The 21,741-nt window shown below is 72.2% G+C and carries 21 protein-coding genes and 1 pseudogene; 14 read left to right on the forward strand and 8 right to left on the reverse strand.

The genetic code is table 11. The annotated features are described in order from the left end of the window. The first annotated feature begins 142 nt into the window (after nucleotides 1-142). The 7 genes from QFZ75_RS34095 to QFZ75_RS34125 all read left to right on the forward strand — a co-directional run bounded on the left by QFZ75_RS34095 (nucleotide 143) and on the right by QFZ75_RS34125 (nucleotide 6,581). A complete protein-coding gene (locus tag QFZ75_RS34095) occupies nucleotides 143-1,726 on the forward strand; it encodes an ABC transporter substrate-binding protein (protein WP_307543128.1) in 1,584 nt (527 codons plus the stop codon). A gap of 20 nt (nucleotides 1,727-1,746) precedes the next feature. Continuing rightward, nucleotides 1,747-2,712: an ABC transporter permease gene (locus QFZ75_RS34100; RefSeq protein ID WP_307544969.1), complete on the forward strand. Its 966-nt coding sequence runs from the start codon at nucleotides 1,747-1,749 to the stop codon at nucleotides 2,710-2,712. Further along, nucleotides 2,705-3,604: an ABC transporter permease gene (locus QFZ75_RS34105; protein ID WP_307543130.1), complete on the forward strand. Its 900-nt coding sequence runs from the start codon at nucleotides 2,705-2,707 to the stop codon at nucleotides 3,602-3,604. The genes QFZ75_RS34100 and QFZ75_RS34105 overlap by 8 nt, the downstream gene beginning before the upstream one ends. Nucleotides 3,605-3,672: 68 nt before the next feature. After that, nucleotides 3,673-4,581 carry an ABC transporter ATP-binding protein gene (locus QFZ75_RS34110; protein ID WP_307544971.1) on the forward strand — a complete coding sequence of 303 codons (909 nt, stop codon included), beginning with the start codon at nucleotides 3,673-3,675 and terminating at the stop codon, nucleotides 4,579-4,581. Beyond that, nucleotides 4,574-5,224: an ABC transporter ATP-binding protein gene (locus tag QFZ75_RS34115; RefSeq protein ID WP_307543132.1), complete on the forward strand. Its 651-nt coding sequence runs from the start codon at nucleotides 4,574-4,576 to the stop codon at nucleotides 5,222-5,224. The genes QFZ75_RS34110 and QFZ75_RS34115 overlap by 8 nt, the downstream gene beginning before the upstream one ends. A gap of 167 nt (nucleotides 5,225-5,391) precedes the next feature. Further along, nucleotides 5,392-6,258 (forward strand): phosphatidylinositol-specific phospholipase C/glycerophosphodiester phosphodiesterase family protein, encoded by an 867-nt coding sequence (locus QFZ75_RS34120; RefSeq protein ID WP_307543134.1) that lies wholly within the window; start codon nucleotides 5,392-5,394, stop codon nucleotides 6,256-6,258. A 128-nt stretch (nucleotides 6,259-6,386) separates the two neighbouring features. Then, entirely contained in the window at nucleotides 6,387-6,581 is a 195-nt protein-coding gene (locus QFZ75_RS34125; protein WP_307543136.1) for a hypothetical protein, read from the forward strand. Between the two features lie 35 nt (nucleotides 6,582-6,616). Here QFZ75_RS34125 and QFZ75_RS34130 read toward each other — a convergent pair whose 3' ends face one another. Continuing rightward, the gene (locus tag QFZ75_RS34130; protein WP_373465982.1) at nucleotides 6,617-7,876 is read right to left on the reverse strand and encodes a phosphodiester glycosidase family protein; all 1,260 of its coding nucleotides are present in this window, start codon (nucleotides 7,874-7,876) and stop codon (nucleotides 6,617-6,619) included. A 255-nt stretch (nucleotides 7,877-8,131) separates the two neighbouring features. On the opposite strand from QFZ75_RS34130, the gene QFZ75_RS34135 reads away from it, so the two are divergent. From QFZ75_RS34135 to QFZ75_RS34150, 4 genes and pseudogenes are all read left to right on the forward strand, one after another. Next, entirely contained in the window at nucleotides 8,132-8,710 is a 579-nt protein-coding gene (locus QFZ75_RS34135) for an MSMEG_1061 family FMN-dependent PPOX-type flavoprotein (RefSeq protein ID WP_373465983.1), read from the forward strand. Nucleotides 8,711-8,778: 68 nt separating this feature from the next. Then, nucleotides 8,779-9,651 carry an ABC transporter ATP-binding protein gene (locus QFZ75_RS34140; RefSeq protein ID WP_307543138.1) on the forward strand — a complete coding sequence of 291 codons (873 nt, stop codon included), beginning with the start codon at nucleotides 8,779-8,781 and terminating at the stop codon, nucleotides 9,649-9,651. Beyond that, the gene (locus QFZ75_RS34145; protein WP_307543140.1) at nucleotides 9,648-10,628 is read left to right on the forward strand and encodes an iron-siderophore ABC transporter substrate-binding protein; all 981 of its coding nucleotides are present in this window, start codon (nucleotides 9,648-9,650) and stop codon (nucleotides 10,626-10,628) included. Before QFZ75_RS34140 ends, QFZ75_RS34145 begins: the two co-directional genes overlap by 4 nt. A gap of 42 nt (nucleotides 10,629-10,670) precedes the next feature. Further along, nucleotides 10,671-12,740 (forward strand): annotated as a pseudogene (locus QFZ75_RS34150) (iron ABC transporter permease); the annotation flags it as partial. A 120-nt stretch (nucleotides 12,741-12,860) separates the two neighbouring features. Here the strand turns inward: QFZ75_RS34150 and QFZ75_RS34155 are convergent. Continuing rightward, nucleotides 12,861-13,607 (reverse strand): SDR family oxidoreductase, encoded by a 747-nt coding sequence (locus QFZ75_RS34155; RefSeq protein ID WP_307544978.1) that lies wholly within the window; start codon nucleotides 13,605-13,607, stop codon nucleotides 12,861-12,863. A 354-nt stretch (nucleotides 13,608-13,961) separates the two neighbouring features. On the opposite strand from QFZ75_RS34155, the gene QFZ75_RS34160 reads away from it, so the two are divergent. Beyond that, the gene (locus QFZ75_RS34160; RefSeq protein ID WP_307543142.1) at nucleotides 13,962-14,864 is read left to right on the forward strand and encodes a TIGR03619 family F420-dependent LLM class oxidoreductase; all 903 of its coding nucleotides are present in this window, start codon (nucleotides 13,962-13,964) and stop codon (nucleotides 14,862-14,864) included. A gap of 196 nt (nucleotides 14,865-15,060) precedes the next feature. On the opposite strand, the gene QFZ75_RS34165 is transcribed toward QFZ75_RS34160, so the two are convergent. Further along, on the reverse strand, nucleotides 15,061-15,957 hold the full coding sequence (locus QFZ75_RS34165; protein WP_307543143.1) for an RNA polymerase sigma-70 factor: 897 nt from the start codon (nucleotides 15,955-15,957) through the stop codon (nucleotides 15,061-15,063). Nucleotides 15,958-16,210: 253 nt separating this feature from the next. Continuing rightward, nucleotides 16,211-17,065, reverse strand: a complete 855-nt coding sequence (locus tag QFZ75_RS34170) for a helix-turn-helix transcriptional regulator (protein WP_307543145.1) — start codon at nucleotides 17,063-17,065, stop codon at nucleotides 16,211-16,213. A gap of 139 nt (nucleotides 17,066-17,204) precedes the next feature. On the opposite strand from QFZ75_RS34170, the gene QFZ75_RS34175 reads away from it, so the two are divergent. Next, a complete protein-coding gene (locus QFZ75_RS34175; protein ID WP_307543147.1) occupies nucleotides 17,205-17,984 on the forward strand; it encodes an NAD(P)H-dependent oxidoreductase in 780 nt (259 codons plus the stop codon). Between the two features lie 199 nt (nucleotides 17,985-18,183). On the opposite strand, the gene QFZ75_RS34180 is transcribed toward QFZ75_RS34175, so the two are convergent. From QFZ75_RS34180 to QFZ75_RS34190, 3 genes are all read right to left on the reverse strand, one after another. Next, nucleotides 18,184-18,657: a carboxymuconolactone decarboxylase family protein gene (locus QFZ75_RS34180; protein WP_307543149.1), complete on the reverse strand. Its 474-nt coding sequence runs from the start codon at nucleotides 18,655-18,657 to the stop codon at nucleotides 18,184-18,186. Between the two features lie 132 nt (nucleotides 18,658-18,789). After that, nucleotides 18,790-18,996 (reverse strand): DUF397 domain-containing protein, encoded by a 207-nt coding sequence (locus tag QFZ75_RS34185; RefSeq protein WP_307543151.1) that lies wholly within the window; start codon nucleotides 18,994-18,996, stop codon nucleotides 18,790-18,792. Next, nucleotides 18,993-19,859: a helix-turn-helix transcriptional regulator gene (locus QFZ75_RS34190; RefSeq protein WP_307543153.1), complete on the reverse strand. Its 867-nt coding sequence runs from the start codon at nucleotides 19,857-19,859 to the stop codon at nucleotides 18,993-18,995. Before QFZ75_RS34190 ends, QFZ75_RS34185 begins: the two co-directional genes overlap by 4 nt. A gap of 204 nt (nucleotides 19,860-20,063) precedes the next feature. On the opposite strand from QFZ75_RS34190, the gene QFZ75_RS34195 reads away from it, so the two are divergent. Then, nucleotides 20,064-20,525, forward strand: a complete 462-nt coding sequence (locus tag QFZ75_RS34195; RefSeq protein ID WP_307543155.1) for an ATP-binding protein — start codon at nucleotides 20,064-20,066, stop codon at nucleotides 20,523-20,525. Between the two features lie 117 nt (nucleotides 20,526-20,642). On the opposite strand, the gene QFZ75_RS34200 is transcribed toward QFZ75_RS34195, so the two are convergent. Then, nucleotides 20,643-21,710 (reverse strand): MerR family transcriptional regulator, encoded by a 1,068-nt coding sequence (locus QFZ75_RS34200; protein WP_307543157.1) that lies wholly within the window; start codon nucleotides 21,708-21,710, stop codon nucleotides 20,643-20,645. Nucleotides 21,711-21,741: the final 31 nt, after the last annotated feature.

Consider the following 21,741-nt stretch of genomic DNA (forward strand, 5'->3'; position numbering starts at 1 on the left):
GCGCGTGCTGCGCACGGCACGAAGGCCCGCTCCCTCCGCAGGGGGGGCGGGCCTTCGGTTTTTCCCGCCGCACTCCTTGCCTTCATGCATAATTGCGAACTGTTCGCAATAACTGATCATCTGCATTAGGGGTGGGGCGGCGATGAGGGCCGGATCGATACGAGGTGCGGGTGCCCTGGCGGCAGCGGCCGTTCTGACGGCCGGCTCCGCCGCCTGTTCGGCACCGGGCGAGAGCGACGGCGGGGGCGCGGCGACTTCCGCCGTCGTCGGCATCGCGTACGAACCCGAGACCCTGAGCCCGCTCCTGGGCTTCGGCAAGGACGGCAACTCCAAGATCTTCGACGGGCTGCTCACGCACGACGCCGACCTGGAGCTGAAGCCCGCGCTCGCGGCGGCCCTGCCGAAGGTCACCGACGGCGGGCGCACCTACACGTACGAGCTGCGCGAGGGCGTGAAGTTCAGCGACGGCGAGCCGTTCACCGCCGAGGACGTCGTCTTCACGTACGAGACGATCCTCGACGAGGGGACCAACAACCCCTCCAAGGGCGAACTGGACGCGATCGAGCGCATCGAGGCGAAGGGCGACGGCACGGTCGTCTTCCGGCTCAAGTACCCCTACGCGCCCTTCGCCGAGCGCACGGTGCTGCCCATCGCGCCGGAGCACCTGGCCGGCGAACAGGACGTCAACACCGGCTCGTTCGGGACGAAACCCGTCGGCACCGGCCCGTACAGGCTCGCCAGGTGGTCCAAGGGCGAGCAACTCGTGCTGGAGGCCAACCCCGGGTACTGGGGCGGCGCTCCGAAGATCGGGCGCTTCACCATGGCGATCATCAAGGACGACGACGTGCGCGCCACCCGGCTGCGCTCCGGCGACCTCGACGGCGCGATCCTGCCGCCGAACCTGGCCAAGGCCTTCGAGGGGCCGGGGCGGAAGACGTACGCGGCCAAGAGCTTCGACTACCGCACGGTCACCCTGCCGACCGGCAGCAAGGTCGCGGGCGACACCGCCGTGCGCCGCGCCCTCGACGTCGCCGTCGACCGGCAGGCCATGCTCGACGGCATCCTCGAAGGCGCGGGCAGCGTGGCCCACGGCCCGGTTCCGACGGACAGTGAGTGGTTCACCGACGGCACCGAGCGGACGTACGACCCCGAGAGGGCGCGGACGATCCTCGACGGGGCCGGCTGGAAGCCCGGCGAGGACGGCATCCGTACGAAGGACGGCGTCCGCGCGAGCTTCCCGCTCTGGTACGTCTCCGGCGACAAGCTCCGCCAGGACCACGCCCTCGCCTACGCCTCCGACGCCAAGAAGATCGGCATCGAGATCAAGGTGCAGGCGGGCACCTGGGAGGTCATCGAGCCGCGCATGCCCGAGGACGCCGTCCTCGCGGGCGGCGGCTCACCGGCCGACCCGGACTTCGACCAGTACCCGCTCCTCAGGTCCGACCTGGCCGGCGACGGCTTCAACAACATGGGTCGGTACGACAACGCGAAGGTCGACCGGGCCCTGGAGACCGGCCGCGAGAGCGGTGACCGGGCCGAGCGGAAGGCCGCCTACGACACCGTGCAGCGCGAGCTGGTGAAGAACCCCGGCTACACCTTCCTGACCCACATCGACCACCTGTACGTGGTCGACGACCGCTTCGGCGAGCTCACCACGCAGGTCGAACCGCACGACCACGGTCTCGCGGCCGGACCGTGGTGGAACGTCGAGGACTGGCGGCCGTGAGCGGGCCGCCCTGGGGCGCCATGGCGCGGCTGGCGGGGCGGCGGGCCCTGTTCGCCGTCCCCGTCCTCGGGACCGTCACGTTCGGCGTCTTCGCGATCGCCGCCGCTTCACCCTTCGACCCCGTCAAGGCGTACGCGGGCACGGCCGGGCTCAGCGCCTCGCAGCGGACCCTCGACCAGTTGCGTGCCAACCTGGGCGCCGACCGGCCCCTGGTCACGCGCTGGTGGGAGTGGCTGACGTCCGCCGTACGGGGCGACCTCGGCGACTCCGGCGCGCTGCGGCAGCCGGTCGCCGAGGTCATCGGCGAACGCGTCGGCTGGTCCGTCCTGCTGGCCGCCACCGCGTTCCTCCTCGCCGTCCTGCTGGGCGGCCTGCTCGGGGTCCTGGCCGCGCGCAGGCCGGGCGGCTGGACGGACAGGGCCGTCACCTCGCTGGCCTACACCCTGGAGGCGGCGCCCCCGTTCTGGCTCGGGCTGCTGGTGATGTGGCTGTTCGCGCTCCACCTGGGCGTGCTGCCCGCCGGCGGTCTCACCGACACCGGGAACACGGTGGTCACCGCCGGCCAGGTCGCGCGCCACCTCGTGCTGCCCGCGGCCGTGCTGGCGCTCTCCCAGCTGCCGTGGTTCGTGCTGTACGTCCGCCAGGGCGTCGGTGACGCGCTCCAGGAGGACCCCGTCCGCGGCGCACGCGCGCGTGGACTCGCCGAGCGCAAGGTCCTGCTGGGGCACGCCCTGCGGTCCGGGATGCTGCCGGTACTGACCCTGATCGGCTCACGCGTACCCGAACTCATCACCGGGGCCCTGCTCGTGGAAACCGTCTTCAGCTGGCCCGGCATCGCGGCGGCGACCGTCGAGGCGGCCACCGCCGTCGACTTCCCGCTGCTGGCCGCGCTGACCGTGCTCGCCACGATCGCCGTCCTGGCCGGGAACCTCCTCGCGGACCTGCTGTACGGGCTCGCGGACCCGAGGGTGGGCTTCGATGGCTGAAGCGAACCGGATCTCCGCGGAACCGGCGAAGACCGAGGTGTGGCGGACGCGCGCCGTCGTGCGGCGCTCCACGCGCGCGTGGCGGGTGCGCGGCTCCGCCGCCGTCGTGACCGTGCTGGTCCTGGCCGTGCTCCTGGTGCCGCCCTTCGCCCAGCTCGACCAGCAGGCCGTGGACCTGGCGGCGAAGCTGCAACCCCCGTCCTCGGCCCACCCGTTCGGCACCGACGACGTCGGCCGGGACCTGCTGCTGCGCTGTGTCCACGGGCTGCGGGTCTCGCTGCTGGTGGGCGTGGTCGCCGCCGTCGTCGCCACCGTGGTCGGCACGGCCGTCGGCGCGCTCGCCGGAGCCCTCGGCGGGTGGCCCGACCGGCTGCTGATGCGCCTGGTGGACGTCTTCGCGTCCGTGCCGCATCTGCTCCTGGGCATCTTCATCGTCGCGATGTTCCGGCCGGGCGTGTGGCCGGTCGTCGTGTCGGTCGCGCTCACCCACTGGCTGTCGACGGCCCGGATCGTCCGCGCGGAGGTGCTGTCGCTGCGCTCCCGCCCCTACGTCGACGCCGCGATCTCGGGCGGCGCCTCCCGGTACCGGGTCGCCGTACGGCACCTGCTGCCCGGCGTGCTGCCCCAGGCCGGGCTCGCCGCCGTGCTGATGGTGCCGCACGCCGTCTGGCACGAATCCGCTCTGTCCTTCCTCGGGTTGGGCCTGCCCACGCACCAGGCCAGCCTCGGCACGCTGGTGCAGGGCGCACGCGGGTCGCTGCTCGCCGGCGACTGGTGGCCCACCCTCTTCCCCGGCCTGTGCGCGATCGTCGCCACCCTGGCCGTCGCGGGCCTCGCGGGCGCCTGGCGCGAACGCCTCGACCCCCGCCGCCGATCGGAGCTGATGCTGTGACACCGCGAACCGACCGGACCGGCAGCGGGAACGTGCTGTCCGTGCGAGGGCTGTCCGTACGCTTCCGGATGCGCGACGGGGCGTACGTACGCGCCGTCACGGACGTCTCCTTCGACCTCGCCGCGGGGGAGTGCCTGGCCCTCGTCGGCGAGAGCGGCTGCGGCAAGTCGGTGCTCGCCTCGGCCCTGCTGGGCCTGCTGCCGGCAAACGCCTCGGTCGCCGGCTCGGCCGTGCTCGGCGACGGCGGGCCCGGTGCCGACGGGCTGGACCTCCTGGCGGCGGACGAACGGGTGCTGGCCCGCCGGGTGCGAGGCCGCCGCGTCGGACTCGTACCGCAGAGCCCCGCGGCGCACCTGACCCCTGTGCGCACCGTCCGCTCACAACTCGACGAGACCGTACGGGAATTGACAGGCGGCTCCGGACCGGAAGGCGTGCGGACCGCCGCCGGACGGGCCTCGTTCCCCGAGGATCATCTCGACCGTCATCCGCACGAGCTGTCCGGCGGACTCGCGCAACGGGCCGCCACCGCGCTCGCCCTCGTCGGGGACGCGCCCCTGCTGCTCGCCGACGAGCCGACGACCGGCCTCGACCGCGACCTCGTCGAGCGGACCGTCGACGAGCTGCGCCGCCACACCGGCGACCACCGCGCCCTGCTGCTGATCACCCACGATCTCGCGGCGGCCGGCCGCATCGCCGACCGCGTGGCCGTGATGTACGCCGGACGCCTCGTGGAGATCACCGACGCCGCCGCCTTCTTCGGCGCGCCGGGCCCACGCCACCCCTACGCGCGCGGCCTGCTGAACGCCCTGCCCGAGCGGGACTTCACCCCGATCCCGGGCCTGCCGCCCGAACTCGGCGCCCTGCCGCGGGGCTGCGCCTTCGCGGCCCGCTGCGGACGGGCGAGCGAGGAGTGCGAGGCCGTACCGGAGCTGACGGCGGGCGTCGCCTGCCACCACGTGGCGGTGGCCCGTGCTTGAACTGCGGAACGTCACAGCGGGCTACGACCGCCGCGCCCCCGTCGTGCGGGGAGTCTCCCTGACCGTGCGGGCGGGGGAGGCCGTGGGTCTCCACGGCCCCAGTGGCTGCGGCAAGTCCACGCTCGCGCGGGTCGCCGCCCTGCTGCACCGGCCCGACGCCGGACAGGTGGTCCTGGACGGAGAGCCGGCGGGTGGTTGGCGGCACCGCGCGCCCAGGGCCCAGCGCACCTCCTTCGGGGTCGTCTTCCAGCAGCCGCGCCTGTCGGCCGACCCGCGGCTGTCGCTCGCGCGGCTCATCGCCGAACCGCTGCGGGCCAACGGCCGGCCGGTGGACGCCGTACCCGAGTTGGCCGAAACCGTCGGGCTCACGGCGGACCTGCTCGGCCGCCGGCCGCACGAGGTCAGCGACGGCCAGTTGCAGCGGGCCTGTCTCGCCCGGGCGCTCGCGCTGCGGCCGCGCTGGCTCGTCTGCGACGAGATGACGGCGATGCTCGACGCCTCGACCACGGCCGCGCTGGTCGGCGTCGTCGAGGCCTACCGGCGGGAGAGCGGGGCGGGCCTGCTGGCCGTCGGGCACGACCGGGTGCTGCTGGAGCGGTGGTGCGACCGGACGGTGGGCTGGGCCGGACAGGCATCGGGGTGAACGTCCGCCGGAGGTGGTCCGGCGAAGTGAACACACCGGGACGGTCCGGCCAACTCGCGGCACGAACCTGCTCCTTGGCCATGCGCACGCTCCATACTCTCCCCAGTCCCGACTCCGCCGTACGGGGCGCCCCGGCGGCCCCGTACGGCACTCCCAGGGAGGCAGACATGGCCCTCACCACCCGTCGCAGAGCCCTCACCACCCTCGCCGCCGGCCTGGCCGGCAGCATCGCCCTGCCCGCGTACGCGCAGGCGGGCGAGGACAGGCACCGCCCGCGCCCGCTGTGGCGGGCCCACGCGCACAACGACTACCTCCATCCCCGGCCCCTCCTCGACGCGCTCGACCACCGCTTCGGCAGCGTCGAGGCCGACATCTACCTCGTCGACGGCCAACTCCTCGTCGCCCACGACCCGGTGGAGCTGGACCCGGCCCGCACACTGGAGTCCCTCTACCTGAACCCCCTCGCCGCCCGCGTGAAGGCCAACCGCGGGTCGGTGTACCGGGGGCACCGCGAGCCGCTGCAACTGCTGATCGACATCAAGACCGAGGGCGCGGCCACCTACCTCGAACTCGACCGCCGACTGCGCCGCTACCCGCACCTGTTCACCACGTACTCCCACGGCCGCGTCCGCCCCGGCGCGGTGACGGCCGTGATCTCCGGCGACCGGGCCGCCCGGGTGCCGATGGAGGCTCAGACCGTGCGGCGCGCCTTCTACGACGGCCGGCTCCTCGACCTGCTGGCCCCCGTGCCGGCCCCGGCCTCCTTCATCCCGCTGATCAGCGACAACTGGACGCTCAACTTCACCTGGCAGGGCGTCGGCGCGTTCCCCGAGGCCGAGCGGCGGAAGCTGCGCGGGATCATCTCGACGGCGCACTCGCGTGGACAGCGGGTCCGGTTCTGGGCCACCCCGGACCTGGCGGGCCCCGCCCGCGACGCGGTCTGGGGCGAGCTCCTCGCCGCGGACGCCGACCACCTCAACACCGACGACCTCGCGGGCCTGGAGGCCTTCCTGGACGCCCGCCGACGGCCGTAGGGGAACTGAACGCGGTCACGCGCAGTCAACACACGTTCGGCGTACACGTCAGCCGTGCGGACGAACCCTCCGTTACGCCACACTTGCGGCCGAAAGCCGCGGGGTGGTCGTGGCGGAGGAGGCTGACGGTGGCAATTTCCATCTCTGTTGTAGTGCTGCTGGTGATCCTGACGGTGGTCTTCCTGCGCAACGGCGGGCTGAAGACCTCGCACGCCGTGGTCTGTGTGCTGCTCGGCTTCTACCTCGCGAGCACCAGCATGGCGCCGACCATCCACAACGGGTTCACGGCGACCGCCGACATCGTCAGCAGTCTGCGGCCGTGAGCCCGCGCCGGTGACGGGGGCTCACGGCCGGTGCGTCAGGCCCCCCGTGAGAACACGCCGATCCCGTTGGGGACCGGCCGTTCGGCGCCGCCGCTGGGATGGTTGCGTACGGTCGAGGCGGTCGACCCCGGTTCCCGGGCGGCCAGCGTGGTGGAGCCCCCGCCGTCCAGACTGAACGCGTCCCGCGCACCGAGCTTCTTCATGGCCTTTGCGACCTCCGCGACGGTGAGACCGCTGCGGAACCCGGGTGCCCCGTCCAGCGCCAGCAGCCACAGCCGGCTGCCGCCGGCCGAGACGCCCGCCGCGGTCCGTACCGCCGACGTCACGTCGTCGAGACCCGCCGGCGGCCGGCCGGCGCGCAGGACCGGGTAGCCGCCGATGGCGAAGCGGTACGGGGTCTTCGACGCGGCCGCCACCAGCCGGTGCCGCACCACGGCACCCTCGCCCACGGACAGCTTCCGCAGCTGCTGGGCGCCCGCCTCCCGGCCGACCAGGACGGTGGTGTCCGGGGCGATGGGCCCGCTGCCGGGGGTGTCGGCCGAGGACACCACCTTGCCGTCCCGGACCGTCACTTCGTAGGTGTCGGTGCTGCAGGGCGCGGCCCGGTCGGTGTCCGTCCCGCAAGTGGCCCGCACCCGCGAGACCTGGCCCCAGTCCGCGGTGAACGCCCCGACCGACCCCACGGGCAGCGCGTACTGGTTGAGGCCGCCGAGCGGAAGCCGTGTCCCCGCGGTCTCGACCGACCCGTCGAGCGCCAGGCTGTCGAGGCGGGCCTTGCGGTCCGTCCCCACCCCGAGCACGTCCTCGGTGCTCGTGCCGGGCGGCAGGGCGGGGCCGAAGCGCTGGCCGTCCGGGACGGCCGCCTTGAGCGCGCGGCCGCCTCCGACGGCCGGGCCGACGGGCGCGCCGGTGGCCTCGACGCCGGGGTGCTGGGTCTCGGTGATGTTGAAGAAGTCGCCGTTGACGCCGGCGACGGCCCCCTGGGCGTCGGTCAGCCGGGAGACCGTGGCCCGGGCGGCGACCGCGCCGGGGGTGAGCAGGTCGACGCTCACGTCGGGGTTGCCGAGGTCGACGCCGAGTACGTGCGCGTGCGTCACACCCGCGGCGGCCGGGATGTCGAACTCCGTGTAGCCCACGCCCGGCGCGAGCCGGCTGAAGCCCGGGGTGCCGGTCATCGGCGCGGCGCCGGCCGGCGCCGCGCCGGCGAGGGCGGCCCCGGTCAGCGCGCTCCATGCGGCGAAGATCGCCGACGCGGTTCTGAGTCGTCCGGTGCGTCGTGCGGTGCGTCGTGTCACGGTGGCCCCTGCTCTCTCGCTGTCTCCTCAAATGGCGCAGGACACAGGGGAGTTCACCACAGAGGGGGTGCCTTGACGATGACTACGTGCCGACGGGGCGCGAACACGCCGGGAAACGTACCCCTTCGGGCGCCTCGGGCGAGAAACCGCCGCCCCGTACCGGTCACCGCAGGGTCGTTAGGTAAGGCAAGCCTAAGGTCAGATAATGTTCTGCGTGCAACTATTCGTCGCCCGCACGCATGTTTGGAGTCGGCCTTGCCGCACACGATCGACACCGCCGGGACAGGGCCGGACACCGCGGCCCCGGACGCCGTGAACGAAGAGGGCTGGGTCGAGCTGGGGTCGGACGCCGAGCTGCGCGCGCTGCTGGGGGAGCCCTGGCCCATCGTGATCGACAAGGTCCACGACCGGCTCGCCGACCAGGACCGGGACATCATCGCCCGCTCGCCCTTCTGCCTGCTGGCCACCTCCGACTCCCGGGGCAACTGCGACGTGTCGCCGCGCGGGGACGCGCCGGGCTTCACGCACGTCGTCGGCCCCGGCACGCTGGCCCTGCCGGACCGGCCGGGGAACCGGCGCGGCGACAGCTTCCGCAACATCCTCGACAACCCGCACGCCGGCCTGCTGTACCTGGTCCCGGGCGGCGGGGAGGTGCTGCGGGTCAACGGCAGGGCCCGCATCCTCACCGACGCCCCGTTCTTCGACGCCATGACGGTGAAGGGGCAGCGGCCCGCGCTGGCCCTGGTCCTGGAGATCGACGAGATCTACCTGCACTGCCCGGCCTCGCTGCGCCGCTCGGGAGTGTGGGACCCCCGGTCGTGGCGGACCGGCTGAGCCGTCCCCCGGGGCTGCCGGCCGGACCCCCTGTCCAGCACAAATAAGGTTAGGCTAACCTTCGTCAGGTGAGATCTGGTGAAGAACAAGCCGGCGCGCCGCGTCTGCGCGGCCATGAACTGTCGGCCACGGGTGTGACCGTCGCGTACGACGGCACCGACGTCGTGCACGACGCCGCGGTCGCGCTCCGGCCCGGTGAGGTGACCGTGCTGGTCGGTCCCAACGGCAGCGGCAAGTCCACCCTCCTGCGGACGATCGCCCGGCTGCAGCGGCCCCGCCACGCCACGCTCAGGATCGACACCGACACCGACGGCCTCGCCCTGAACGCCCGTGAGTTCTCGCGGTACGTGGCCCTGCTGACCCAGGGCCGCCCCACGCCCGGCGGACTCACCGTGCGGGACGTCGTCGAGTTCGGCCGCTACCCCTACCGGGGCCGCTTCGGCAGGCCCGACCCGGACGCGTCGGCCGCCGTCGACCGGGCCCTGTCGCTGACCGGTGTCACGGACCTCGCCGAGCGGGGCGCCGACCACCTGTCCGGCGGGCAACTGCAGCGGGTGTGGCTGGCCAGCTGCCTCGCCCAGGAGACCGGCGTACTGCTGCTGGACGAGCCGACGACCTACCTCGACCTGCGCTACCAGATCGAACTCCTCGACCTCGTCCGCGACCTGGCGGACGACCACGGGATCGCCGTCGGGGTCGTGCTGCACGACCTCGACCAGGCGGCGGCCCTCGCCGACCGGATCACCCTGCTCGAAGCGGGCCGGGTCGTCGCCGACGGCCTGCCCGAGGACGTCCTGACCCCGGAGCGCCTCACCGCCGTCTACGGCATCCGGATCGACGTCGACACGGACCCCCTCAGCGGCCGGCTGCGCACCCGCCCGGTCGGCCGACACCACACCCGGCACACTCGAACCTCCGAAAGGCTCGGCACCACCTCATGAGACGCCTCCTGCTCACCGCGGCCACCACCACCGCCGCGGCCCTCACCCTTGCCGCGTGCGGCACCACCGAGCCTGCCGCCGACAAGACCGGGAAGACCTCGCAGGCCATCACCCTCACCGACGCCTCCGGCAAGAAGGTGAAGCTCGACGGTCCGGCCACCAAGGTCGTCGCCACCGAGTGGAACGTGACCGAGAGCCTCGTGACGCTCGGCGTCGACCCGGTCGGCGCCGCCGACGTCAAGGGCTACAACACCTGGGACTCCGCCGTCCCGCTGAAGAACGAGCCCAAGGACATCGGCACCCGCGGCGAGCCCAGCATGGACACCGTCGCCGCCCTCGCGCCCGACCTCGTCGTCGCCACCTCGGACCTGCCGCCCGCGGCGCTGAAGCAGCTGCGCAAGATCGCCCCCGTGCTGGAGGTGAAGTCCGCCGACGGCGCCGACCAGATCGGGCGGATGCTGGACAACCTCGACCTCATCGCCGAGGCCACCGGCACCACCGACAAGGCCGATACGGCACGCGCCGACTTCGAGGCCAAGCTCGCCGAGGGCAGGAAGGCCCTCGCCGACGCCGATCTCGCCGGCACGGAGATCGCCTTCGCCGACGGCTACGTCACCTCGAACCAGGTCTCCCTGCGCCCGTACACCGACAAGTCCCTCATCGGCACGGTCAACAAGCAGCTGGGCCTGAAGAACGCCTGGAAGGTCAAGGGCGACGCGGCCTACGGGCTCGGGGCCACCGACGTCGAAGGCCTCACCGACCTGCCGAAGGACACGCAGTTCGCGTACATCGGCAACGACGACGACAAGAGCGCGACCCCTTTCACCGGCGTGCTCGCGAAGAACGCCGTGTGGAAGTCCCTGCCGTTCGTCGAGGCCGGTGACGTGCACCGTCTGCCCGACGGCATCTGGATGTTCGGCGGCCCCGGGGCGATGTCGGCGTACGTCGACGGTCTCGTCGCCGCGCTGACGAAGTAACGGAAACCAGCGGAACCGACCGGAACAACGGAAACCACGGAAGTCATGGCCGTCACCGCAACCTCCCCCGTCACCCGTCCGCCGACGGCCACGTCCCGGACGGGCGCGGTCGCGGTGACAGCCGTGCTCGTCCTCGTGGTCGCGGCCCTCGCGGTCGTCGACATCGCGCAGGGCACCGCCGACGTCGGACCGGTCGAGGTGTTCAAGGCCCTGACCGGGCGGGCCGACTCGGCCGACGCGTCCGTCGTGATCGCCTCCCGGCTGCCCCGCATGACCGCCGGCATCCTGGTCGGCGTCGTCCTCGGCGCGGCGGGCGCCGTGCTGCAGGCCGTCAGCCGCAACGTGCTCGCCTCCCCGGACACCCTCGCGGTCAACGCCGGTTCGTACCTGGCCCTGGGACTGGTCGGCGCCACCGGCGTCTCGCTCCCGCTGCTCGCCTCCTCCGGAGTCGCCTTCGCCGGTGGACTCCTCGCCGCGGCCGTCGTACTCGCCCTGTCCGGCCTCGGCACGGGGACCGTACGCCTGGTCCTCGCCGGTACGGCGCTGGCCCTGGGCCTGAACTCGGCGACCGAGGGACTGCTCCTGCTGTTCCCCGAGCAGACCGAGGGCCTCTACCAGTGGAACCAGGGCAGCATCAGCCAGAACGGCTTCGACGGCGTCCTGCAGATGCTGCCCGTCGCCGTGACCGGGCTCGCCGGCCTGCTGCTGACGGCCCGCCGGGTCGACGCGCTGGCCCTCGGCGACGACGCCGCGCGCGGCCTCGGCGTCCCGGTCCGCGCCACCCGTGTGACGGTGGTCGTCCTGGCGGCGCTGCTGTCCGCCGCGGCGGTCACCCTCGCCGGGCCCATCGGCTTCGTCGGCCTGTGCGCACCGGCCCTGGTGCGCCCGCTCGCCCGCCGCTTCCGGGGCTTCGCCCGCTCCCGTACGGCCATGCCCGCGGCGGGCCTCGTCGGCGCGGGGCTGGTCCTCGGGTCGGACGTGCTGCTCCGGGCCCTCGTCCCCTCGGACACCGCGGTCGCCGTGCCCACCGGCGTCGTCACCAGCCTGGTCGGCGCCGTCTTCCTGGTGGCGATGGCCCTGCGCCTGCGGGACACGTCGGGGTCCGACGCGCCGGACCGGCTGCGCATCCCCAGCCGGACGGTGTTCACGGTGACACTGGTCTGCCTCGTCGCCGTGGTCGTCGGCACCGCCCTCGCCGGCTTCCTGCTGGGCGACAGCAAACTCCTGCTCGGCGACGTCGTGAACTGGACGCAGGGCCGGGCCGGACAGGCCGTGTCCTTCGTCCTGGAGACCCGGGTGCCCCGGGTGCTCGCGGCCCTGTGCGCCGGCGCGGCGCTCGCCCTGGCTGGCACCCTCGTCCAGGCCGTCACCCGCAACCCGCTCGCGGAGCCGGGCGTCCTGGGCGTGTCCGGCGGCGCCGCGCTGGGCGCCGTGCTCCTGGTCACCACCGCGCCCGTCGCCGGCACCTGGAGCATCGCGGGTGCCGCGTTCGCCGGCGCCGCGCTGACCTCCGTGGTCGTCTTCGGTCTTGCGGCCCGGGGCGGTTACCGGCAGAACCGGCTGGTCCTCGTCGGCATCGGCGTGGCCGCCGGCACCGCGGCGCTGATCAGCCTGCTCATCGTGCTCACCGACCCGTTCAACGCCACCAAGGCGCTGACCTGGCTGTCGGGTTCGACGTACGGGCGGACCATGCCGGACGTGCTGCCCGTCGCGCTCGTACTGCTGGCCGGCCTCGTCGTCGCGTTCGCCCGGCGCACCGAGCTGGACCTCGTCTCCCTCGACGAGGACACACCGCGGCTCCTGGGCCTGCGGCTGTCCCGGGCCAGGCTCGGCTTCCTGGTGGTGAGCGTCCTGCTCAGCGCCACCGCCGTCGCCTCGGCCGGCACGATCGGCTTCGTCGGCCTGGTGGCACCGCACGCGGCCCGTGCCCTGGTCGGCCGGCGGCACGTACGGGTGGTGCCGGTGGCGGTCCTGCTGGGCGCGGCCCTCGTCTGCACGGCCGACCTCCTGGGCCGCACGGTGATCGCCCCCGCCCAGCTGGGCGCCGGCCTGATGACCGCGGTGATCGGCACGCCGTACTTCCTGTACCTGCTGATACGGAGCCGGCGGTAACCTGCCCGGCCGGTCGGTGTCAGGGCCGGCCGGCGCCAGGACCTGCCGGGGCTCCGGACGCGCCCGGGGCGCTCGGCGCCGGCGCCCCTGCGACAGGGGCCGCCCGTGCGTCCGGAACGCCTACTGCTGCCGCGCGACCCAGTCGGTGAACCGGGTCTCGGCGATCCGAGCGCCGGGGCCGGGCAGGAGGGTCGTCTCCTGGAGCACGGCGCCGAAGTACGGGGCCTTGGGGTCCGCCACGACCGTGCGCGGGTCGTTCTCGGCGGTCAGGGCCTCGCGGACGAGCTCGTCCAGCTGGAACACGTCGGGCCCGGCGATCTCCAGCACCCCGCCGAGGGGTTCCCCGGCGGCGGTGCGGCCCACGGCGGCGGCCACGTCGTCGGAGGCGATGGGCTGGATCCCGACCGGCGCGAGACGCACGGTGCCGCCCTCGGTCGCCGCGGCGGTGATGCCCTTCATGAACTCGAAGAACTGCGTGGCGTGCACGATGGAGTACGGAATCCCGGAGCCCTTGATCAGCTCCTCCTGTGCCTGCTTGGCACGGAAGTAGCCGCTCTCCTGGAGCCGCTCCGTGCCGACCACGGACAGCGCGACGTGGTGGGTCACGCCGGCCTGCGCCGCCGCCTTCACGAGGTTGCCGGTGGAGGTGCGGAAGAACTCCAGGACGGCCTCGTCCTCGAACGAGGGGGAGTTCGAGACGTCGACCACGACCGAGGCACCCCGCAGCACCTCGGCCAGGCCCTCGCCCGTCAGGGTGTCGACGCCGGTGCCGGGAGCGGCGGCCACCGCCTCGTGGCCGTGTTCGTCCAGCCTGGCGACCAGCTTGGAGCCGATGAGGCCCGTACCGCCGATGACTACGACCTTCATGATGTGCGTCCTCTCGGAGTTCTTCGCGAAGCTCTTCACGTCTTCGTCAGTAGAGACAGGGCAGCTCTTCGATCTGTGACAGGAAACGCGCGTCCGGCGCGCTGCGGGGCCCGTAGAGGGCTCGTACAGGCCGCGTACGTCGCTGCCGTGGTCGTCGTGCCCGAGATCTCCGGGTACGGCACCCCGCGTCGGACCGGCCCCCGCGGCGTGCCTTCGCGCCAGATGGTTGTGCGGTCAATTACCTTATGGGGGACTCGACTTGGCGACGGATGGCCGGTGATCACGTGCCGGGCACCCGACCCTTCCGGGCGGCCGACGGCCGCCCGGCCGTGCCTCCGCAAGGAAAGACAGAACATGAAGATCGGCTTCGCGCTTCCCCAGTTCCACAAGCAGGCTTTCGGCATCTCGCGGATCGCGCGGTTCGCCCGTGCGGTCGAAGAGGCCGGTGCCGCGAGCCTGTGGGTCGGGGACCGCAACCTGGCCGCGGTGTCCCCGAAGATCGGTTACGGCGGCCAGGGCAACACCATTCCGGCCGAACTCAACCCGGCCGCCGACCCGTTCGTCCTGCTGGGCGCGGCGGCGAGCGTCACCGAGCGCGTCCAGCTGGGCATGCACGTACTCATCGCGCCGCTGTACCCGCCGGTGCAGCTCGCCCGCTCCCTGACCACCCTCGACCTGGTGAGTGAGGGACGTCTGCTGCCCGGCTTCGGCATCGGCTGGTCCCCCGAGGAGTACGAGGCCGCCGGCCTCGACTTCCACCGGCGCGGTGCGCGGATGGAGGAACTGCTCGACGCCCTCGACGCCATATGGACCACCGACCCGGCCGAGTACCAGGGCACCCACCTCACCGTGCCGCTGCACCACGCCCCCCTCAAGCCCCGGCAGAGCCCCCGCCCGCCCGTCTACCTGGGAGCGATGTCCGAGCGCGCCCTGCGCAGGGTCGCGCTGCGGGGCGACGGCTGGCTGCCGCTGTGCGTGGTGCCGAGCTACGTCGACATCGACGGACTCGTCGCCCAGCGCGCCCTCATCGACGGCCTGGCCCGGGAAGCCGGCCGCGACCCGCAGGACATCGGCGCGGTCCTTCGTGTGAACATCGACGCCGGCACCCCGCTCCCGGCCGTCGTCGACACCGTCAAGGCCGTGCACGAGCGCACCGGGATCGACCACTTCATGATCGACTCCCTCTACACCGCCGACACCGTCGAGGACGCGACGGAGGTGGCCACGGAGATCCTCACCCTGGTCGAGAAGGGCTGAGCAGGCTCCTGCCGCAGGAGCGGTGAGCAGGCTCTTGCCGGGGGAGTGGTGAGTCGCTGCGCACCCTGCGCACCCTGCGCGGACTCACCGGGGAGGCGCCGGTCGCAGTCGTCCATCGACCGCGGTGACCACTGTGACCGGCGCGGTCCTCCCGTCCCGGACGGCAGCCCGGCCTTCCGGTCCGTCGGCGACCGGCTCAGGACTCCAGCGACGCCACGAAGGGCGCCAGCTTGGCCGGGGCCAGCACCCACATGATCCGGTCGATGCCCTCCGCGGACGCGTCCACGCAGAGCAGGGCGACCGCGTTCCCACCGGACCGGACGAGAACGGCCGGGCGGCCGTTGGCCTCGACCCAGCGGACGTCCGACTCCGGCCAGAAACGCGGCGCGAAGGCGACGAGGTAGCGGGAGACGCGGGAGAGCCCGACGACCGGGACCCGCGACGCGCCCCGCATCCCGTTCCCGTCGGTGTAACTGACGACGTCCGCCGCGAGAACCTCTTCGAGTGCCTTCAGCTCGCCCGTCCGCGCCGCGGTCAGGAACACCTCCAGCAGCCGCCGGTGCTTGCCGCGGTCGACCTGCTCCCGCCGCTCGGCGGCCAGGTGCTTGCGCGCGCGGCTCACCAGCTGGCGGCTGTTGGCCTCACCGGTCTCCAGGATGTCGGCGACCTGCCGGTAGGGGTAGTCGAACGCCTCCCGCAGGACGTAGGCCGCCCGCTCCACCGGGTTCAGCTTCTCCAGGAGGAGGAGCACCGCCATCTCGACCGCCTCGGCGCGCTCCGCCCCCACCTGCGGGTCCGGACCGGTGTCGATCGGCTCGGGGAGCCACGGTCCGACGTACGCCTCGCGCCGCACCCGGGCGGACCGGGCGGTGTTGATGGCGAGACGGGTGGCGACGGTGGCGAGGAAGGCCGCCGGTTCGACGATGACCGAGCGGTCGGCGTTCTGCCACCGGACCCATGTCTCCTGGCACACGTCCTCGGCCTCCGCGGCACTGCCCAGCATGCGGTAGGCGATTCCGAAGAGCTGAGGACGCGCCGCGAGGAACTGCTTCGTCGCCGTTTCCAGAGAGTTGACGTCATCCCCGGTGTACATGAGCGCCCTTTCCGTCACAAAGGGCTCTCATGCTACAGCGGGCACGCGCAGGGTGCGCCGATACCAGGACGGCAGCGCGCTGACGGATGAGCGGACCCGGTTCGGCTTTGTCCACGAAAACGCCAGCAGATGTACAGCATTTTGGGAGGCACCCTGCCGCACACGGAAACCGAACTGTCCAGCGGACTCGGTAGCGGCCCACACCATCCCGGCTTCTCGCGTGGCGGGAATTCTCGGCGGTGGGGGCATTGAGTCACTCGTGGATCCGGGCGTTCACCGGGGGATGCGCATCGCCGTCGTCCGCGCCCAGGTTGGCGAGCAGGCGCAGTCCGTCCTCGGCGGGGCTGGCAGGGGCCGCGTGCAGCACCAGTAGTTCGATGCCTGGTTCGTTCGGCAGCGCGAAGTTCTCATGGTGCAGTTCCAGCAGTCCGACCAAAGGGTGCCGGTACGCCTTGCGTCCATGGGTGCGGGCGCGCACGTCCGCGCGGGCCCAGAGGCGACGGAAGCGTTCACTGCCCATCGCCAGCTCGCCGATGAGTGAGGCCAGGCGGGGATCCTCGGGGTATTTGCCGGCGGCCAGGCGCAGGTGCCCGACCGCGTCGAGGGTGCAGTTCTCCCAGCCCGCGTACAGGCCGCGCTCGGCTTCCTCGAGGAAGATGTGCCGGGCAGTGTTCAGGCCCGGCATCGGGCGGCCGTAGAGGAGTCCGGCGAGGCGGTTTCCGGCGAGTACGTCCATGCGGTGGTTCATGATCAGCGCGGGTGCGTCGCCCACCAGGTCCAGGACGCGCAGCAGCTCCGGCCGGACCCGCCCACTCGGTGCCTTCGCGTGGTGGCGGCGCTGTCGGACAAGCCGGTAGAGGTGTCCGCGTTCGGTCTCGTCGAGGTCGAGGACGCGGGCGAGGGCGAGGGCGTCGAGGACCTGCTCGGAGGGCTGGGTCGCGCGGCCCTGCTCCAGGCGTACGTAGTAGTCGACGCTGACTCCGGACAGGTGCGCGACCTCTTCGCGGCGCAGCCCTTCGACCCGGCGGCGGCTGTCGGTGGGGATGCCGGCGGCCGCCGGGTCGACCCGGGAACGCCGGGTCCGCAGGAAACCCGCGAGATCGTCCATGTGCCCAGTATGGCTTCGGCAGGAGCCCGTGAGGGTGGTCCTGCCGTTACCAGGAAGTCCCGTCCGACGGATGAGGAGCCCCTGAATGCCGGACGGCGGAACGTCCAGGATCGGAGACATCCGAATCGAAGGAGTTCCCATGAAGACGCTGATCGTCTACGCCCACCCGGAGCCGGAGTCGCTCAACGGCTCGCTGAAGGATCTCGCGGTGTCCACGCTGGAGAGCGCCGGGCACGAGGTGCGGGTGAGCGATCTGTACGCGATGAACTGGAAGGCGGTCGTGGACGCCACGGACTACGGCCCCGACGCATCGAGCCCGCTGAAGGTCGCCCGGGACTCGGGCCGGGCCTTCGACGCCGGGACGCTCACGCCGGACGTTCGCGCCGAGCAGGAGAAACTGCTGTGGGCCGACACGATCATCTTCCAGTTCCCGCTGTGGTGGTACACGATGCCCGCGATCCTCAAGGGCTGGGTGGACCGGGTGTTCACCTTCCACTTCGCGTACGGCGTCGGCGAGCACAGCGACACGAAGTACGGCGAGCGCTTCGGCGAAGGCACCCTCGCGGGCCGGAAGGCCGTGCTGTCGGTGACCGTCGGCGGCCCGGAGCCGCACTACGCCGCTCGCGGGATCGGCGGGCCCATCGACGATCTGCTGTTCCCGATCCAGCACGGCATCCTCTACTACCCGGGTATCGAGGTGCTGCCGCCGTTCGTGCTGTACGGCGCCGACCGGACGACCACCGAGGACTACCCGGACGTCGCCAAGGCCTGGGAACAGCGCCTGCTGACCCTGGAGTCGACCGAGCCGATCGCGTTCCGGCGGCAGAACTTCGGCGACTACGAGATCCCCTCGCTGCACCTGAAGGAGGGACTGGAACCGGCGGGCCGCACGGGTTTCGGGCTGCACGTGCGCGGCTGACCGCCAGCGCTGCTGTCTGTCCTCGTGGACAAAGCCACCGGTCCGTGGTGGCACATGATGTGTGGGCCGGGCGTACGCCTGCGGGCTCCCCGGCCCATGGCCTGACCTGTGTCCGTGCCCTCGCCTGCCCGAGCGGGCCGACCGCTTCCGCCGTCGGGCAGCGGTCGGCGGTCGGCCGTCGGTGGTGAATCGCCGGTTGTCAGCCGAACTGGCCCGGCCGGTAGCTGCCCGCGGGCTGCTGGTTGATCACGTTGATGCGGTTGTAGGCGTTGATGAGGGCGATGAGGGAGATGAGCGCGACCAGCTGGTCCTCGTCGTAGTGCTTGGCGGCGTCCGCCCAGGCCTCGTCGCTGACGCCACCCGCCGCATCGGCGATACGGGTGCCCTGCTCGGCCAGCTCCAGCGCCGCGCGCTCCGCCTCGGTGAAGACCGTGGCCTCCCGCCAGGCCGCGACGAGGTTGAGCCGCTGCTGGGTCTCGCCGGCGGCGGCAGCGTCCTTGGTGTGCATGTCGGTGCAGAAACCGCAGCCGTTGATCTGACTGGCGCGGATCTTCACCAGTTCCTGCGTCGCGGCGGGCAGGCCCGCGTCCGAGGCGACCTTGCCCGCGGAGTTGATGTGCTTCATCACCTTGCCCGCGACGGCGTTGCCGAAGTAGTTCACACGCGATTCCATGGCGTTCTCCTGGTCGAGTCGTCGATACGCACTACTGACAGCGCAGCGCGGCGATATGTGACACCAGGAGGAGAACGGACCCACCGACCGCGGTGAGGCGAGTCCGCTGTCGCGCTCAAGGCGTGTCCGGCTCTACTCCACGGCGAGCGCCACGAACGCCGTCCACTGGCTCTGGCCCACCCGCACTATCGGCCCGCCACCCGCAGTCTTCGAGTCCCGCACGTACACGGCGTCCAGACCGGCGGCCACCTCCACGCAGTTGCCACCTCCCGAGCCGCTGTAGCTGCTCGTGAACCAGCGCAGCCCGTTCACGTTCTCGGATACCTGCTCCACGCTCATGTCTCTCCCACCAGCCGTTCGATGAGCCGCGCAGACTCGACGCCGTTCAGAGCCTGTGACCGCAGCTTGCCATACCGCATGCCGAATGCACTGACCTCTGCGGGATCATGCACGACGCACCCGACGTCCTGAGACTCGATGTAACCCAGGTGCTTGTGTTCCTTGGTCTCCAGCATCACGAACGGGCCGTTCAGACCGGGGTGGAGCCCGCATGAGGCAGGCATCACCTGGACCTCCACGTTCCGCAACACCTGTACTGCCAGGAGGTGTTGCCATTGTTCGCGCATGACGTCCCTGTCGCCAACCGGATTCCGCAGTGCCTCCTCGCCGATGATGAACGACAGTTCGGCGAGCGGCGCTCGCGTCAGTAGCTTCTGCCGACCCAGCCGCGCTTCCGTGTGCTGGTCGATGATCTCCTCGCTCAGCGGTGGGCAGTGCCCGGCGAACAGAACCCGTGCGTACGCCTCCGTCTGCAACAGCCCCGACACCAGTAGTGGCTCGTACTCGAACCGGCTGACCGCCTCCGCCTCAAGCAGCGCGACATTGCGGAAGAACTTCGGCAACTTCGCCCGATCCACCTCCCCCTGAAGCGCGTCCAGCACCCCGCCCGCCTCCAGCACCCGCTCCGCCGCCGCCGTGAACGCCACCTTCGCCGGACGTCGCCCCTGTTCCACCGAGGCCACCTGCTCCAGCGAGTAGCCGATCGCGTCCCCGAGCTGCTGCTGGTTCAACCCGGCCCGCTTGCGCAGGTACTGCAACAGCACCCCGTACGCCGCCCACTCGCCCGGCACATCGGGCCCCTCGTCCTTGGCCTTCGCGCCCCGCCCCGTCCGCGTCTCCCGTACGTCCCGTACCGTTCCCACAGTCCCACGCCCTTCCCATCCCGCTCCGCGCCCCGCCCACGGCCGCGCTCGCCACCGGTCCATGTCCAACGCGAGGCGCGGCGACCGGGACACGCACCGGACCCGTACAACGCCCGTACAACCAGGCCGCCGACGTCGTACGACAAGGACGGAGTACGGCCGTCGTACCTGGTCAAGGGGGCTACACACCACCACGCTGACACCGTGACCCACCAGCACCTCACCGACGAGGCCAAGCCGCCTCACGCCCCCACTCACCGGCTGACGCTGTGCTTCAGCAGCACCAGACGCGGCGCCCGCCTCGCCCGTCAGCTCGCCGTCCAGCAGTTCACCGAGTGGACGGGCCTGCCGTACGAGTCCGACCCGGCCGGCGCCGTCGCCCTCGTCACCGCCGAACTGGCGTCGAACGCGGTCCGCCACGGCAGCCTCCCCGGCCGGGACTTCCGCCTGACGCTGTTCCTCCTGCCCGACTGCTTCCGCGTCGAGGTGACCGACACCCGCCCCGAGCACCTGCCGCCGTCCGCACCTCCGCAACCCGACGAGGGGACTTCGGGCCGCGGACTGCTCCTCGTGGAGGCCTACGCCGACCGCTGGGGACGCGCCGTCCGCGACGCGTACACGAAGACCGTCTGGGCGGAGGTGCGGTTCCGCCCCATGGGTTCGTGACACCGGCTTCTCGTCCTCACCCAGCCGGGCGACCCACACCCTCGGCCGGTCGACGTCAGTTCAGTTGCACAGCAGTTGTGTTCGCGCGCGGTCGACGGTCCCGGCAGGGACGTACCGTCAGTCCTCCAGGCGGACCGGCATCAGGATCGAGAAGGCGTTCTCGTCGTCGGGCCGGCGAACCGCGATCGGAGCCGTGGGGACGCCGACTTCCAGGATCAGCCGGTCACGGGCCCCCGCCGCCAGCGAGTCCAGCAGGAAGTCGCGGTTCACGGCGACGCGGTCCGGGTCGTCGTCACCGTCGGCGCAGAGGGTGACGGTCCCGCCGTCCTCCACCTTGAGCACACTGAGGTCCTGTGCGCCGGACTCGTCCGACCGGACAGGACCGGCGGCAAGGGCCTGCCGGAACGCGGCCACCTCGACGAGGGCGTGGCGTCGGTCGGCAAGGGGAACGAGACGGCGGTGGTCGGGGAAGCCGTGGTCGAGGCACCGGCCCGCCGCCTGCCGGTCCCCGGCCTCCAGCGTCACGCGGTCACCGTCGACGCAGAGCCGAGCCGGCCCCTCGCTGTCGAGCAGCGCCCGCATCGCGTCGGCGAGCGCGGTGGGCACGATGACCTGTTCGCGCTGCCCCTCGTGTCCGGTGACACCGGACCGTGCGACAGCCAGCCGGTACCGGTCGGTGGCCACGACGTCGAGGTTCCCGCCCTCGATGTCGAACAGGATGCCGCCGAGCATCGGCAGACCCGGGTCGGTACTCACCGCGAAACGGACCGCGTCCAGGGCGGCGGCCAACTCCTTTGCCGGAAAAGACAGTTGAACGGTGGTGGTGCGGAGCGAGGTCATGACGTTCTCCCTGTGGTCGAGCAGGACGCGGAGTGCGGAGAACTCGCTGCGGGCATCGGACAGCCCTTCTTCGAGGTGGCGCAGGTGAGCCCTGAGCAGCGTCCGGACGAGGTCGGTGTCCGCGCTCGACCAGCCGGCCAGCACCAGGCGGATGTCCGCCAGGGGCATCCCGGCCCGGCGCAACCGGGCCAGCAGGCGGGCCTCTTCGAGCTGCCCGGGCTCGTACCAGCGATAGCCGCTCACCGGGTCCACCCAGGCCGGGACCAGCACACCGGCACGGTCGTAGAACCGCAGCGCGCTCACGCTCAGTCCGCCGTCCCGGGCCATCTCCCCGATACTGCGCATCTCGTTCTCCACACCCGGAACCCTGATCCCT

Origin of the sequence: Streptomyces sp. V3I8, from assembly GCF_030817535.1 — a bacterium.
GTDB lineage: Bacteria > Actinomycetota > Actinomycetes > Streptomycetales > Streptomycetaceae > Streptomyces.